The organism is Halomonas cupida (assembly GCF_900142755.1).
Taxonomy (GTDB): Bacteria; Pseudomonadota; Gammaproteobacteria; order Pseudomonadales; family Halomonadaceae; genus Halomonas; species Halomonas cupida.
Genome location: NZ_FRCA01000001.1, coordinates 486,571 through 501,566, shown reverse-complemented (window position 1 = coordinate 501,566; position 14,996 = coordinate 486,571). Strand labels below are relative to the sequence as shown.

Genomic DNA, 14,996 nt, shown 5'->3' with positions numbered 1-14,996 from the left:
TTTCTAGCGAAGATAGTTTGGGATGACGACATCCCCAGATTCTCTGAAATGAATGAGTCGGTCCAACACCTTGGATTCTGAGAGGGTCAAGTGTTCTAGAAGTGCCTCTCCCGCCTTTTCTGGCTGCCTGGATCGCATTTTTTCGAACACTCGAAGATGCTCATCAAAGAAGGGATCCTGATCAGGAAATTCCAGAACTCTACCAAGAAGATGCTTGCTGATCAGTAAGATAGGATGTGTTCGCTTGAGCATATTCATGATCTCCTGATTTCCACCAAGGTTGATGGCAGTATGATGGAGGTCATTCTCCAACTCATCCAATAACTCTCCTTCGATGGCCGGATAACACTTGGCAGCACAATGCAGCTTTTCAATATAACCATCTAGTGCATTATTGGAAATATTGCGAGCCGCTCTGGCGATCATATAGGGCTCTAGTTGACGACGGGCTTCATAGAGATTGTGGAGCCGCTCATCATCCATAGGCACTACATTCCAGCTGTTATACTTGATCTTCTCCACCAGGCCAATCGACTGTAGATGCAACATGATCTGATGAGCAACGGTTCGACTGACATTGAGTGCTTTGGACAGCTGCAGCTCATTCAACTCGAATGCCCCTTTGATGGAACAAAGGACGACATCATGCTCAACGCTATCGAGATTCGCTCGCCAGGAAACAGTACGATCCACCTTGGGAGCTTGTCCTGACTGCTGGAAATCAGCTTCGCTGAGAGGACGGCGCACCACCTCTTCGGGAGTCACACCGACCAGATAACCGCGTCCCTCGAAACGGCAAATCAGGCACTCGTCATGCAGCTGACTCAGCGTCTGACGCACGGGTGAACGGCTGATGCCGAACAGTTTGGCGATGTGCCCCTCGAGCAGTACTAGACCTGGCTCAAGGCCTCCACCATCGATGCCCTGTCTTAGAGCAGCATAGAGTTGATCTCTCAGCGTTTTCGTCATATCCCGCCTATCGCTTGCCCCCAATGATGATCACGTGACAGCACCGACCATCCATGGCACGAATTCGTTGTTGCCATAACCCAACGACTCGCTAGCACTCATGTCGCCAGAGGCGATAGCGATGATCTGCTCGAAGATCTGTTCACCGACTACTTCGACACTGGCGGTTCCGTCGACAATGACACCGCAGTTGATGTCCATATCCTCCTGCATTTTCTCATACATGGGGGTATTGGTGGCGAGCTTGAGACACGGTGCGGGCTTGAAGCCGGAGACTGAGCCGCGGCCTGTGGTGAAACACACCACGTTGGAACCGGAAGCGATCTGACCTGTCACCGATATGGGGTCATAACCTGGACTGTCCATGAAGTTGAAGCCGCGCTGGGTCATCCGCTCAGCATACTCCAACACATCGTTGAGGCTGGAAGTTCCCCCTTTTGCCACTGCGCCAAGCGACTTCTCGAGGATGGTCGACAGTCCACCGGCTTTATTGCCCGGCGAGGGGTTGTTGTTGAGCTCTGCTCCATTGATCTCGGTGTAGTGCATCCACCAATCGATACGATCAAGCAGTTTCTGGGCAATGCTCTCGTCGGTGGCACGATCGACCAAGAGGTTCTCGGCGCCATAGATCTCGGGGGTTTCCCCAAGAATGACACTACCTCCCTGTTGCACAATGAGATCAGCCGCATGGCCCAGAGCAGGGTTGGCGGTAATCCCGGAGTAGCCATCCGAGCCACCACACTGCAGGGCGACGACTAAATGCTCGAGAGGAACGGACTGACGCACCATGGGCCCATGCTGCACTGCCATTTCCATAATGCGTTCGCGCGCCATCTTGATACTGGAGCGGGTACCACCGGCTTCCTGAATATTGAAGTAGGAGAGCCGTGAGGCATCCTCAAGTCCAGACCGTTGTACCAGCGCCTTTACCTGGTTGGTCTCACAGCCCAGGCCGATGATCAATACGAAGGCAAAATTGGGATGTTGAGCATAACCGGCAATGACACGTTCGAGAAACGCGAAGCCCTCTGACTCAGTGTTGATGGCACAGCCGGTACCATGTGTGATGGCCACAACACCATCGAAGCCCATTTGGCTGAGCTCAGCAGATTGATCAAGTGAGTCGGCTGCCGCCTTGGCCACTGTGGCTGAGCAGTTGACCGTGGACAGGATGCCAATGTAGTTGCGTGTACCTACGCTGCCATTACGACGCATAAAACCCTGGAAAGTCCGAGATTGACACGTCACGCCAGTCCTCGGGTAGGGCTGAAAACCCTTCAATGACAAGTCGCGCTTGCTCATCTCGATATTGTGCGTATGCACGTGTTCACCCGGAACAATATCTTGCACTGCCAAGCCAATAACCTGGCCATATTTGTATACGGGTTTTCCTTGTCCAATAAATGATAAAGCCACCTTGTGACCGGCATCTATGTTCTCGCGGGACAGCGTGCCTTCTTCGTCGACAGGAAAGCCTTCAGGCACCGCTTGCGCAGCAACCCCCACGTTATCTCTGGGATTGAGTCGAATGATAACCGATGGTGAATTGATGAGATTCATTGTCTACCTCGAGCGGATACTGACCGATGTTCCAAAGGCAAGGCACACATCACGGGGTCTCCGATGAGCATGCACTCCGACGAGCCCCTCAACGGGGGTCGGTTAGACTATCGTCCCACATAATGATTATTGAATACAATATTCATTTGTTCTAGATTGCTGTCATGGCACAAGGGACACCGCCTGTTATCTGCACGTAGGACAGGCAAGAATCTGTGATGATTTTTCAGCATTAACATGCAGTTAAAGAATGGTGGTAGCAAAGTACAGAAAGACCTACAACAACACACATTCAGGGTGGCATCGTGGCTGACTTAATCAACTATTTGACCAAAATACAATTCGGTGATCACGCCATTGATGAGCTAGCCAATGAGCTGAACCAGCTGGGTATCACAACCCCCCTCTTCATCACCGATAAGGGATTGAGCGCCACCCCAGTGCTGGAAAGCGTGGTGAACGCCGCACAACTTTCCGCGACTGCGATAATTTTCAATGAAACGCCGGCCAATCCGACGGAAGAAGCTGTCGACCGAGCACTAAACCACCTCAAACTACAGGGGTGTGATGGCATCGTCGCCGTTGGTGGTGGTTCCAGTATTGATCTAGCCAAGGCTGTGGCACTGATGGCAACTCATCCCGCGCCCTTGCGCCAGTATGCTGTTATCGACGGAGGGTCTGCACGCATCGGCGAAGCTGTGCTCCCGTTGATTGCGGTACCCACGACAGCGGGCACTGGTAGCGAGGTAGGCCGAGCATCTCTCATCACTATGCAGGATAGCCGTAAGCTAGGGTTCCTTTCGCCCCACTTGATCCCTACCGTGGCTATCTGCGATCCAGTGCTCACCCTTGGCTTGCCCACTTACCTCACCGCGGCTACCGGCATGGATGCGATTGCTCACTGCATCGAGACATACCTGAGCCCCAAGGTGAACCCTCCCGCCGAAGCCATTGCTATGGATGGCTTGAGACGTGCCAGTCGCCATCTCTTTGACGCTGTCGAGAACGGACAGAACCTCGAGGCCAGAAGAGAAATGATGATGGCCGCGCTGGAAGGAGCCATGGCATTTCAAAAAGGTCTGGGAGCGGTCCACTCGCTTTCCCATGCCTTGGGCGGGTTACACGAACTCGGTCTACATCATGGCACGTTGAATGCACTACTCATGCCAACAGTATTGCGTTTCAACGAAAGCCACTGTGAGAAAAAGTACGAAAACATCAAGGAAGCCATGGGACTTACCCCAGAGGTCGACCTGGCTGCGGAGTTCGACAGGATCAATATCAAACTGGGCATGCCAAGGCGACTTGGCGAACTTGGAGTGACAGAAAGCATGTTCGATCAAGCCGCACAGTGGGCTTACGAAGATCATTCCACAGCCACCAACCCAAGACCTGCAACTAAACAAGACTTCTTTGACATGCTTATGGAAGTACTCTAGGCCACGGCTAGAGAAGAAAATACCAAACAACTATCAACAATACCGAGGGCACTATGAAAACGACAATTACATCCAATATGTGCAAACATCTCATGGTAACAGGCATCGTCGCGACATTTGTTTTTGCCTCAGGAGCGGCCTTGGCTGACTATCCCGAGCGGCCCATTACTTTGGTCGTTCCGTGGGCAGCTGGAGGTGGCACCGACGCCACCGCACGTACTATCGGGCGGGCGCTGGAAGAGCAGCTGGGCCAGACGGTCAATGTGGTCAACCGCACAGGAGGGAGTGGCGTTGTTGGCCATACTGCCATGTTGAATGCGGCCCCAGATGGCTACACCATCGGCTTGGCCACGGGTGAGGTCAACATGATGCATTGGCTGGGGCTGACGGATCTCACCTATGAGGATTTCACTCCTATTGGTCAGATAAATTATGACTTCCCGGGAGTACAAGTCGCCGCCGATTCACCTTATGAAAGTCTGGAAGAGCTGGTGGAAGCTATCCGCACAGAGCCAAAAGGTACTTTCACCGCATCAGGCACCGGTCTAGGTGGTGTATGGCACCTTGCATTCGCAGGTTTTCTGATGGATCAGGGAATAGAAGCGGATCGCGTTTCCTGGATTCCCAGCGAAGGCGCAGCACCCGCTATGACGGAACTTGTCTCTGGCGGTATTGATATCGTACCAAGCTCAGTCCCCGAAGCGCGCTCGATGATTGAAGCCGGCAAGGTGAAGAGCTTTACTGTTATGTCGCCTGAACGGATTCCCAGCTTCCCCAATGTTCCCACTCTTCGAGAAGAAATCGGCAGTGATTATCAAGTGGGTGAATGGCGCGGAATCGCCGGACCAAAAGGAATGCCCCCCGAAGTTGTCGCCACCCTGGAGGAGGCGTTGGAAGAGGCATATAAAAGCGATACCTATCAGGACTTCATGAAACAGCAAGGTTTTGGTACCGAGTGGCGTAATGCGGAAGAATTTGGGAAGTTCATGGCAGAGATGGACCAAGTCTTCGGCAATATCGTAGAGCAAGTTGGCTTAGCTAACTAAGGGGCGGCAATGAGGGATTTACTTATTGGCCTGGGATTCATTCTGGCAGGCATTGTAACAATTGTGACTGCTCAGAAATTCCCGACCCTACCCAGCCTTCAGTTCGGTCCCTCCCTCTTTCCCTCCCTTATCGGGGGGGGATTCTGTATAGGTGGGTTAGCACTATCATTGAGCCAGCTCAACAATATTAGACTTCTGATCTCTAGATGCCAGGACATGGGCATAAAGATCAATGCCCCTCGCAAACTTCTTACCTCCCTCCTTCCCGCCGCATTAATTGTATTTTATATTCTATCAAGCGATTTTCTCGGGACATTGCTCACGATGTTTATCATCATGTTTTCGTTAATGATGATTCGAAAGACCAGGTTCCTGATTGCTTTTTCTTCCTCTGCAATTCTCTCAGCCGTTATTTACTTCTTGTTTTCCCACTATCTACTGATCCCCCTACCGCAGGGAACATTATTTGAGGGGAGCCTGTAATGGACACCTTTATCAATGGCCTAAATCTGGTTCTCACCGTTGATACATTGCTGGTTATCCTGGCGGCATCCTTGTTTGGTATATTTGTTGGTGCCGTACCTGGGCTGACTGCAACCATGGCCGTCGCCCTGCTGGTTCCCGTGACTTTTTATATGGATCCTACACCAGCTATCGCGGCCATTGTCGCCACTTCAGCCATGGCCATATTTGCTGGGGACATTCCGGGAACATACCTGAATATTCCAGGCACACCTGCTTCGGCAGCTTATGTGGGAGAGTCTCACATGCTGGCTCGCCAAGGCAGGGCCAGAGAAGCTCTTGGAATCAATCTTGTCTGTTCTGTTTTTGGTGGCATTTTTGGCACAGTGGTTTTAATAGTCGTAGCACAATTCCTAGCAGAAGTTGCCCTGAAGTTCAGCGCATTTGAATATTTCTGGCTAGCAATTCTTGGCCTGAGCTGTTCAATCTTCATTTCATCTGGTTCGAAGATCAAGGCATCTCTCTCACTACTCTTTGGCCTTCTGCTTTCCACGGTTGGTCTTGACATGATGAGCGGCGCGCCGAGATTCACGTTTGGTGTTCCCGATTTAATGGCAGGGGTAAATTTCATTCCCGTAATGATAGGTATGTTCGCACTTAGTGAGCTGATGAAATATTATGGGTCACACTCGGAAAACAAAAAGGTCAACATGACCTCAAGCGATAACGTATTCTCCCAAGTGCCAGTCCATGTAAAGAAATATTGGCCAAACATGCTGAGAGGAAGTTCAATAGGCACGCTCATTGGAGCCCTTCCTGGTGCCGGCGCCGACATCGCGGCCTGGATTTCGTACGCGGTAAGCAAAGGAAAATCAAAGGATAAAAGCCAGTACGGAAAGGGCCATATTGAGGGAATAGTGGACGCCAGCTCCGCCAACAACTCTGGCATCAGTGGTGCCTGGGTGCCAGCATTGGTGTTTGGTATACCGGGTGACTCCATTACGGCAATTGTCATTGGCGTGTTGTACATGAAAGGCATGAATCCTGGACCAACCATTTTCATGGATGGATCGGGATTGATTTATGCACTTTTCATAGTATTTATACTTGCCAACCTCATGATGCTACCCATAGGCTACATGGCTATCAGGCTGTCGAAGATCTTCATTCTTACACCTAGCCGAGTGTTGATGCCTATTATTCTATGCTTCTGTATTGTGGGTGCTTTCGCCATCAACAACAGCATGACAGATGTCTGGATCATGCTGATCATAGGGCTAATCTCACACCTGTTGATTTCCAATGATTTCCCGGTGGCGCCAGCTATTCTCGGGCTTGTACTTGGCACTACGGTAGAGAATAACTTCATGAGTGCGATGATGAGAACCGGTGGCGACTTAACCAGCTTTTTTGCTCGTCCCATTAGCGCAACCCTTGGAATCATGGTTATTTTTATTTGGTGTTCCCCTCTGATCATGGCCATTTATAAAGGCTACACACAGCGGTCCAACGTATAATTCTTGAGGCAACTATGACTACACGGTATCAGTATAATCATCTGCTTGATCTTCTCACTCGCCTTTTTGTGGAAAGGGAAGTGAGTCAGGAAGTTGCCCGTGTCACTGCGGAGGTTCTCGTTGAAGGAGATCTTCTGGGCCATCATACCCATGGGGTGAAACTGGCCAACGGCTACCTGTTGGATCTCGAGGCCAATCATGCCAAGGGTGATCATGGTATTCTTGAGCTCACTCAGCGGGGGCCAGTTTCATCGCTGGTGGATGCGCATTATCTGTTGGGCCCCTATGTGGTCCAACAAGCATTAGCCAAGTGCAGCCAAGCGGCACAGGAGTTCGGTATTGGTGTTTCCAGTATCAAGCGCTCTCATCATATTGCTTGTCTGGCAGCCTACTTGCCCAAAATCGTCGAGCAAGGGCTCGTACCAATCATCATGAGCTCGGACCCCGCGGTCGCATCGGTTGCGCCGTATGGCGGTACGGAATCTGTCTATACTCCCAATCCGATCGCCGTTGGCATTCCTGGTCGCACGCACCCCATGCTGATAGATGTCAGTATGTCGGTCATTACCAATGGCAGTGTGGCCAAGGCACGACAAGAGGGGAAATCACTACTGCACCACGTATTGCTAACTCCAGAGGGGACACTGAGCAACAACCCAGAGGATGCCTTCACCACTCCTCCTGCAACTATTTTGCCATTGGGAGAAATGGCGTTTGGTCACAAGGGATTTGCATTGGCATTGATGGTTGAAGCGCTGACGTCGGCGTTGAGTGGCTTTGGTCGCAAGGATAGTCCCACCGGATGGGGGGCGTCTGTCATGACCATGGTGATCGACCCAGCACAGTTTGGTGGTATTGAGGCTTTTCTTGATGAAACCGACTACCTTGCCGAACAGTGTCTTTCTTCATCTCCTGTCAATGAAAACGCCCCTGTACGGCTACCAGGACAGGCGGGGCTACGCAAGAAAGTACAGTATCTCGAGGAAGGACTGCCATTACCCGACGATGTGGTGGCTGCATTACGACAGGCCGTCGGACGTTCGGCATTGGACAATCTGGTCCTCTAGACGGAATCACCACCAACTCCTGGATATCCGGATTGAATGGTTGGCGGGACTCCATTGAGCCCCATTCTCCTGATGCTCTATTTCGGGCACTGCCCCTTACCCATGCTGTGTAGTAGGCAACCCGGAAACACCCGGCACCTTGCAGTCCTGCGATCCGAGTGGAACATCAACTCCTCCAGTGGTCCTCGTCGGTCCAAGGCATCGTCCAGTGCCTTTATGACCAGTTCTTTATCCGCTGTGCTGGAAACAGTCTAGCCAACATAGTGACCCAACATAGCCGTCAGATACGACCAACGGGCCCCTGTCCCATACAGGCGATGCCATCACACCGGGCTTGAGGGGCCTGTTGGACATCAAATTCACGGTTCAGTCGATGTGACCTGCTGCTCTGGCGAAGACTCAACATTATGGCAATTTATGTAGACATGCGATGCAAACAATAATCTCATCCATTATCAACAATGACTATCGAGGAGAGACTCCATGACCCTACCCCGGCTCGGTTTCATCGGTATCGGCCTGATGGGCGACCCCATGACCAGGCGACTGGCCGCCGCCGGCTACCCGCTGGTGCTGTGGAACCGTTCAGCGGACAAGGCGCGGGAAGTGGCCGAGGCCACCGGAGCAGAGCTTGCAACCAGCATTGGCGAGCTGGTGCAGAGCGTCGACGTGATCATGATGTGTCTGGCCAATACCGGGGTGGTCCGTGAACTGGTGCTTGGAGATGACGGCATCGCCCGCCATGCCCGGCCAGGCCAACGCCTGATCGACCTGTCCAGCAGCGACCCCGAGGTGACCCGCGAGTTGGCTACCGTCATGAATGACGAATATGGCGTGAGTTGGGTCGACGCGCCGGTATCGGGTGGCGTGGCCGGAGCCGAGGCCGGAAGCCTGGCCATCATGTGTGGCGGCAGCGCCGGGGATATCGAAGCCGTGCGTCCGATTCTCGAGCCGCTGGCGGCACGGATCACACACATGGGCGAGGTCGGAGCAGGCCAGGTGACCAAGATCTGCAATCAGATGCTGGTCGGATGCGCGGCCGCAGCCATCGCCGAGATGGTCGCCATGGCCGAGGTCAGTGGCGTGGATGCTACTCGGCTGTGTGAGGCACTGGCGGGCGGCTTTGCCGACTCCACTCCCTTCCGCATGCTGGCACCGCGCATGGCCGAACGCGACTTCGAAGCGCCGAAATGGCATCTGCGCACCCTGCTCAAGGACCTCGACATGGCCGTCGCCCAAGGCCAGCGCTCAACCTCCGCCGTGCCCATGTCCGGACTCGCCGCTCAGATCATGCGCCAGCAGGTGGCGCAGGGTAACGGCGAGCGGGATCCCGCCATTCTGATTGGCGCATACCGATAACATTGAGCGATCAGCCACAGTGCCCGTGCGAGCGCCACAGACTCAGCTCTGTGGCCTTCCCGAGACCAGATTACGCATGGCGGCATCCAGTCCCTCGAGGGTCATGCCGTACATGCGCTCGCCGATCACCTGCCGGATCAACTGGGTGGAATGAGTGAATTCCCAGAAGCGTTGAGGATGGGGATTCAGCCACACCAGTTGCGGGAAGTGATCGACCAGACGTTGCAGCCACACGGCCCCGGCTTCGTCGTTGAAGTGCTCGACACTGCCACCGGGGTGAGTGATCTCGTAGGGTGACATGGCGGCATCGCCGACAATCACCACCTGATAGTCGCTGCCGAAGGTGCGCAACAGCTCCAGCGTCGAGAATTGCTCGCGGTGGCGGCGGACGTTGTTGCGCCAGACACCTTCATAGAGGCAGTTGTGAAAGTAGAAGTGCTCGAGGTGTTTGAACTCGGCACGCGCCGCCGAAAACAGTTCCTCGCAGACGCGCACGTGATCATCCATCGAGCCACCGACATCGAGAAACAGCAGCACCTTGACCGCATTGTGACGCGGTGGGCGCATGCGGACATTGAGCAGGCCAGCATCTCGAGCGGTATCACGAATGGTGGCATCGATATCGAATTCATCCGCGGCGCCCTGACGAGCAAAGCGCCGCAGCCGACGCAGCGCCAGCTTGATATTGCGTGGTCCCAGCGTCTGGTCATCGTCGTAATCGCGAAAGCGACGTTCGTCCCAGACCTTGACCGCACGCCGCTGACGCGACCCATCCTGGCCGATGCGAATGCCCTCGGGATTGTAGCCATAAGCGCCGAAGGGGCTGGTACCGCCAGTTCCGATCCACTTGTTGCCACCGGCGTGACGCTTCTGCTGTTCGGAGAGACGTTTCTTGAAGGTCTCGATCAGTTTCTCCAGCCCACCGAGTGACTCGACCTTTGCCTTCTCCTCATCGCTGAGATGCTTGTCGAATTCACGCCTCAGCCAGTCGTCCGGGATCAATGCCTCAATGGCCGCATCGAGGCTTTCCACCGCTCCGAGCCAGGCCGCAAAGGCCCGATCGAAGCGGTCGAAGTGGCGCTCGTCCTTGACCATCACCGTGCGAGCAAGCTGATAGAAGTCCTCGACGTCAGCGAAGGCCAAACCACGGTCGACCGCGGCATGGAGGTCCAGCAGCTCGCGCAGCGATACCGGCACCTGATGGCGCCGCAGCGTATCGAAGAGTTCAAGAAACACGGCTCAGCGCCCCCGGCGCCGGGCCATGAAAGCAAGGCGCTCGAGCAGCGCCGTATCCTGCTCGTTCTTGACCAGGGCGCCAGCCAGAGGCGGAATCGCCTTGACCGGATCGCGCTGATACAACGCCTCGCGAGAGATCTCGTCGGCCAGCAGCAGTTTCAGCCAGTCGACCAGCTCCGACGTGGATGGCTTCTTCTTCAGCCCCGGCGCCTCGCGCAATTCGAAGAACACCTCCAGTGCCTCGCTGACCAGGCGAGGCGCGATTTCCGGGAAGTGCACATCGACAATGCGTTCCATGGTGTCGCGATCCGGGAAGTCGATGTAGTGGAAGAAGCAGCGACGCAGGAAAGCATCCGGCAGCTCCTTCTCATTGTTGGAGGTGATCACCACGATGGGGCGATGACGCGCACGAATGGTCTCTCCGGTCTCATAGACATGAAACTCCATGCGGTCGAGTTCCTGCAGTAGATCATTGGGGAACTCGATATCGGCCTTGTCAATCTCGTCGATCAACAGTACCACCCGCTCATCCGCGGTAAACGCCTCCCACAATTTGCCGGGGCGCAGGTAATTGGCCACGTCCTCGACCCCCGCTACCCCGAGCTGGGAATCACGCAGGCGGCTCACGGCGTCATACTCGTAGAGTCCCTGAGCAGCGCGGGTGGTCGATTTGATGTGCCAGGTGATCAAGCGTGTGCCCAGCGACGCCGCAAGTTCCTCTGCCAGCAGGGTCTTGCCGGTACCGGGCTCGCCCTTGATCAGCAGAGGGCGCTCGAGCACCACCGCAGCGTTGACGGCCTGCTTGAGGGCATCGGTGGCAACATAGGTGGAAGTGGAATCAAACGCCATGCGAACAATCTCTCCATGCAGAAGAAGCAGAGGAAACGGGTATTTCCCATCAGTCAAACGAGTGTACGAAAGCCGACCATGAACCACAATGAAAGCGCTGTCCGAAAGCCAGGCCTCACGCCCAGTAGCCCATGGCTCGCGACCCACATGGATGTGGGAAGTGCGTGTTCGTGTCGGGAACACGAATAGCCGACCCACAGGGATGTGGGAAGTGTGCATGTTCGTCGGGAACGAACATGTGCCGGCTCGTAATCATAACCCCATGCATTAATAGCCCCAAATGGCTATAAAATTGAAAAATAGCCCATAAAGGCTATAATTCTGACAGCAGTCGATATGGAGAGGAACGTGATGCCGACCACCAGGATAGCGGTGCTGACCGGGGATCTGGTCGCTTCCCAACAGAGCACTACCCAATTGCTGTACAAGCAGCTGGATAACGACCTGGAAGCGCTTGCCCAACGCCACAATGGTGCCTGGTCACGCTTCCGCGGTGATGGCTTCCAACTGGCCCTGCACCAGATCGATGCAGGGCTCGACGCCGCCGTGGCATTGCGTGCCGGACTGATCGCTGCCAGCCCAGCTGATCAGCGCTGGGATGCACGCATCAGCCTGGCCATCGGCGATGCGAGGTGGGCCCACGACCAATCCCTCGACGATGCCAATGACGCCCCCTTCATTGACTCGGGACGAGCCCTTGACCAGTTGTCCGACACCGACCGCCGCCTGGTACTGGCCGGTGTGGGCCCCGCCGAGGAACTGGTGGTTCGTTACCTCGATGAAATGCTCGACGGCTGGTCGACAAATTCCGCGCAAAGTGTGGCACTGTGTCTGGGCGAGCCGGGGATTACCCAGGCACGCCTGGCAACGCTATTGGGGATTCGCCAGCCAAGCGTTCACAAACGCCTGCAGGTGGCTCGCTGGGATCTGCTCAACGCCAGTCTGGCGTACTTTCGCCACTACCTTTTACACCATGATCTTCTACACCACGACCTCCCTCCCATTACCACAACGGAGACTCAAGGATGACTGCCGTGGATCCCCTTGTCCCGCTTGCTCTGGTGCTCGCTCACCTGATCGGCGACTTCCTGCTGCAACCCGGCACCTGGATCGCCGACCGCCAACAGCATGGAGCTCGCTCGCGGTGTTTGTTGAAGCACGCCCTGGTCCACGGGCTCCTTGCCCTGGTCGCCCTGTGGCTGTTCACCGATGGAGGCCTTATGGCGCTGCCCGTGGCCGCATTACTCGGCGCCAGCCACTGGCTGATCGACCTCGGCAAGGTGCATCTGCAGCGGCGTCGGCCCGAGCATCCATTGCAGGCCTTTGTCATCGACCAGTTGTTGCACCTGTTGATCATCGGCCTGCTGTGGCTGGTTCTCGCGACCAGCCTGGCGCCGCTGCAACAGGGACTGGGACTGCTGACCTCCAGCACTACCCTGTGTCTGATGATCGCCTATCTGATCGTGACTCGGCCGATGTCGATCATGATTGCCATGCTGATGAAACCCATGGCGGAACAGCTGGATGATGGCGGCACCCTGAGCGCCGCCGGGGCGCGCGTCGGCATCGTCGAGCGCCTGCTGGTGTTGACCTTGACCCTGCTGGATCAGATCACGGCGGTGGGATTCGTGGTCACTGCCAAGTCGGTACTGCGTTATGGAGATCTCAAGGAAAACCCGGATCGCAAACTGACCGAGTATGTGCTGCTGGGCACCCTGACCAGCATCGCTTCGACCCTGATTCTGGGGCTGCTCATCCGACAGATCATGAACCTCGCATGAAGGCACTGCTCGATCCAGGGACAGCACGTCGGCCTTGCGCCCTGCTGCTGACGGCGGCGCTTCTCGCTGCCTGCGACGGCTCTCCCCAGGGCACTCGACATACTGCCTCGACGGGCCCGCTACTGGAGCCACGTGACGGTTATGTGGTCGACCATCGTCAGCCGGCCCGAGCCGAGGAAAGCCGTGTCCGCTACTTGATCCTGCACTACACCGACGAGAACCTCGACGATTCGCTGCGCGCCCTCACTGGCCCCCATGTCAGCAGCCATTACCTGGTGCCTCTGCCGACACGAAGGCTGCAGGGCCAGCCGGTGATCTACCAGTTGGTCGACGAGTCACGGCGCGCCTGGCATGCCGGATCCAGCTACTGGCGCGGCCATCGCTATCTCAACGACACCTCGATCGGCATCGAGATTGTCAACGCCGGTCCGGACGGCCCCTGGCCTGGCGACGACCCCACTCATCGCGATCTGAGCTGGGCACCTTTCCCCGACGCCCAGACCGAAGCGCTGGTGCAACTGCTGCAGGACCTGATGCGTCGCCATCAGCTTGATCCCGAAGACGTGCTGGCCCACTCCGACGTGGCGCCACATCGCAAGCTCGACCCGGGTCCGGCCTTTCCCTGGCAGCAATTGCATGAGGCCGGTATTGGCGCCTGGCCGGAGGACAAGCGTGTTGCTGCCTGGCTTGACCGGTTCCGACTCACACCTCCCAGCCTCGAACAACTGCAGCGGGCGCTGGCTGCCTGGGGTTACGAGCTCTCGCCCAGCGGCATTCTGGATGAGGATACCCACCGCACACTACGAGCTTTCCAGATGCACTTCCGTCCCACCGATCATCGGGGCCTGCCCGATGCACAGACGGCCGCAATTCTGTGGGCCCTCCTCGAGCGCTACCACCCGGATCAGCTTGCTGAATTGCTGGAGGAAACCGGCGGACGATAGTGAATGACGTCATGGAAACGCAGACGCCCTTCCCCGGCATTACGCATCAGATGCGGTTGATCGGCCTGAAAGCGCAGTCCCTGGCCGACTGCCAGATGCTGCCACTGCTCGCCAACCTGCAAGGCCAGACTGCCTTCCAGCACCACGATATGCTCGACGACTCCGGGAGCATGGGGGCTGGATGCACTTTCCGCACCCGGCGCCAGCTCCACTTCGAACATCTCGAACCCCAGTTGAGGATCAAACGGAAACAGCACCCGCGCCTGCATTCCCGCACTATCCTCTCCCCAGACACGTTCATGGCCATCACGCTGACGCAGCCCCACCGTCTCGTCAGCGCCTTCCAGCAATTCCGATAGACTGACGCGAAAGCCGCTGGCGATCTTCCATAACGTCGAGACGGTCGGGCTCGACTCGCTACGCTCGATCTGCCCGAGCATGGCCTTGCTCACCCCCGTCAATCGCGCCGCCTGGTCGAGGCTCCAGCCCTGTTGTTGCCTCAAACGCCTGAGCGTAGTGGCAATATGCCCTGCGATATCCTGCATGCGCATGCTCCTCTCTCGCTCTCGCTCACTGTCTCGAGCGTCGCTGCTCGAGAACCCATTGTGTCAAGAGCCACTACGCCAAGAGCCGTTGTGCGCTATAGCGCACAGTGGTATTTTTCTGCTGGTGACCGTTATAACGCACAACTGTGAATCGTGCGACAACAAGCCCTGCACGGCCAACCTCGACCGCAACAGCCCTGCAGGAACAGCTCTGCGAGAACC

Annotated in this window: 14 protein-coding genes; 9 read left to right on the top strand and 5 right to left on the bottom strand. The window is 55.9% G+C overall.

Annotation, left to right across the window (positions count from 1 at the left end; translation table 11 throughout):
- Positions 1 to 3: 3 nt before the first annotated feature.
- Together BUE38_RS02120 and BUE38_RS02115 are read right to left on the bottom strand one after the other, a co-directional pair.
- The gene (locus BUE38_RS02120; RefSeq protein ID WP_073433360.1) at positions 4 to 969 is read right to left on the bottom strand and encodes a GntR family transcriptional regulator; all 966 of its coding nucleotides are present in this window, start codon (positions 967 to 969) and stop codon (positions 4 to 6) included.
- A gap of 30 nt (positions 970 to 999) precedes the next feature.
- Positions 1,000 to 2,529 (bottom strand): UxaA family hydrolase, encoded by a 1,530-nt coding sequence (locus BUE38_RS02115; RefSeq protein ID WP_073433359.1) that lies wholly within the window; start codon positions 2,527 to 2,529, stop codon positions 1,000 to 1,002.
- Between the two features lie 305 nt (positions 2,530 to 2,834).
- Between BUE38_RS02115 and BUE38_RS02110 the strand changes: the two genes are divergently transcribed.
- The 6 genes from BUE38_RS02110 (at position 2,835) to BUE38_RS02085 (ending at position 9,419) form a co-directional block, all read left to right on the top strand.
- Positions 2,835 to 3,968: an iron-containing alcohol dehydrogenase gene (locus BUE38_RS02110; RefSeq protein WP_073433358.1), complete on the top strand. Its 1,134-nt coding sequence runs from the start codon at positions 2,835 to 2,837 to the stop codon at positions 3,966 to 3,968.
- A 77-nt stretch (positions 3,969 to 4,045) separates the two neighbouring features.
- A complete protein-coding gene (locus BUE38_RS02105; RefSeq protein WP_073433756.1) occupies positions 4,046 to 5,014 on the top strand; it encodes a tripartite tricarboxylate transporter substrate binding protein in 969 nt (322 codons plus the stop codon).
- 9 nt (positions 5,015 to 5,023) lie between these two features.
- Positions 5,024 to 5,497, top strand: coding sequence for a tripartite tricarboxylate transporter TctB family protein (locus BUE38_RS02100; RefSeq protein WP_073433357.1), 474 nt, complete (start codon positions 5,024 to 5,026; stop codon positions 5,495 to 5,497).
- On the top strand, positions 5,497 to 6,993 hold the full coding sequence (locus BUE38_RS02095; RefSeq protein WP_073433356.1) for a tripartite tricarboxylate transporter permease: 1,497 nt from the start codon (positions 5,497 to 5,499) through the stop codon (positions 6,991 to 6,993). The genes BUE38_RS02100 and BUE38_RS02095 overlap by 1 nt, the downstream gene beginning before the upstream one ends.
- Before the next feature lie 14 nt (positions 6,994 to 7,007).
- Positions 7,008 to 8,060, top strand: a complete 1,053-nt coding sequence (locus tag BUE38_RS02090) for an Ldh family oxidoreductase (protein WP_073433355.1) — start codon at positions 7,008 to 7,010, stop codon at positions 8,058 to 8,060.
- A gap of 483 nt (positions 8,061 to 8,543) precedes the next feature.
- Positions 8,544 to 9,419, top strand: a complete 876-nt coding sequence (locus BUE38_RS02085) for an NAD(P)-dependent oxidoreductase (protein WP_073433354.1) — start codon at positions 8,544 to 8,546, stop codon at positions 9,417 to 9,419.
- A 42-nt stretch (positions 9,420 to 9,461) separates the two neighbouring features.
- Here the strand turns inward: BUE38_RS02085 and BUE38_RS02080 are convergent, their stop codons facing one another.
- A complete protein-coding gene (locus BUE38_RS02080; RefSeq protein ID WP_073433353.1) occupies positions 9,462 to 10,655 on the bottom strand; it encodes a vWA domain-containing protein in 1,194 nt (397 codons plus the stop codon).
- A 3-nt stretch (positions 10,656 to 10,658) separates the two neighbouring features.
- The gene (locus tag BUE38_RS02075; RefSeq protein WP_073433352.1) at positions 10,659 to 11,504 is read right to left on the bottom strand and encodes an AAA family ATPase; all 846 of its coding nucleotides are present in this window, start codon (positions 11,502 to 11,504) and stop codon (positions 10,659 to 10,661) included.
- A 351-nt stretch (positions 11,505 to 11,855) separates the two neighbouring features.
- Here BUE38_RS02075 and BUE38_RS02070 point away from each other — a divergent pair, with 351 nt between their 5' ends.
- Genes BUE38_RS02070 through BUE38_RS02060 form a run of 3 tightly spaced genes read left to right on the top strand, consistent with a single transcriptional unit; the run spans position 11,856 to position 14,229 of the window.
- Complete coding sequence (locus BUE38_RS02070) at positions 11,856 to 12,533, top strand: hypothetical protein (protein WP_073433351.1); 678 nt, start codon at positions 11,856 to 11,858, stop codon at positions 12,531 to 12,533.
- On the top strand, positions 12,530 to 13,285 hold the full coding sequence (locus tag BUE38_RS02065) for a DUF3307 domain-containing protein (RefSeq protein ID WP_073433350.1): 756 nt from the start codon (positions 12,530 to 12,532) through the stop codon (positions 13,283 to 13,285). The genes BUE38_RS02070 and BUE38_RS02065 overlap by 4 nt, the downstream gene beginning before the upstream one ends.
- Positions 13,282 to 14,229 carry an N-acetylmuramoyl-L-alanine amidase gene (locus BUE38_RS02060; RefSeq protein ID WP_073433349.1) on the top strand — a complete coding sequence of 316 codons (948 nt, stop codon included), beginning with the start codon at positions 13,282 to 13,284 and terminating at the stop codon, positions 14,227 to 14,229. Before BUE38_RS02065 ends, BUE38_RS02060 begins: the two co-directional genes overlap by 4 nt.
- Here BUE38_RS02060 and BUE38_RS02055 read toward each other — a convergent pair.
- Positions 14,190 to 14,774 (bottom strand): helix-turn-helix domain-containing protein, encoded by a 585-nt coding sequence (locus tag BUE38_RS02055; RefSeq protein ID WP_073433348.1) that lies wholly within the window; start codon positions 14,772 to 14,774, stop codon positions 14,190 to 14,192. The genes BUE38_RS02060 and BUE38_RS02055 overlap by 40 nt on opposite strands.
- Positions 14,775 to 14,996: the final 222 nt, after the last annotated feature.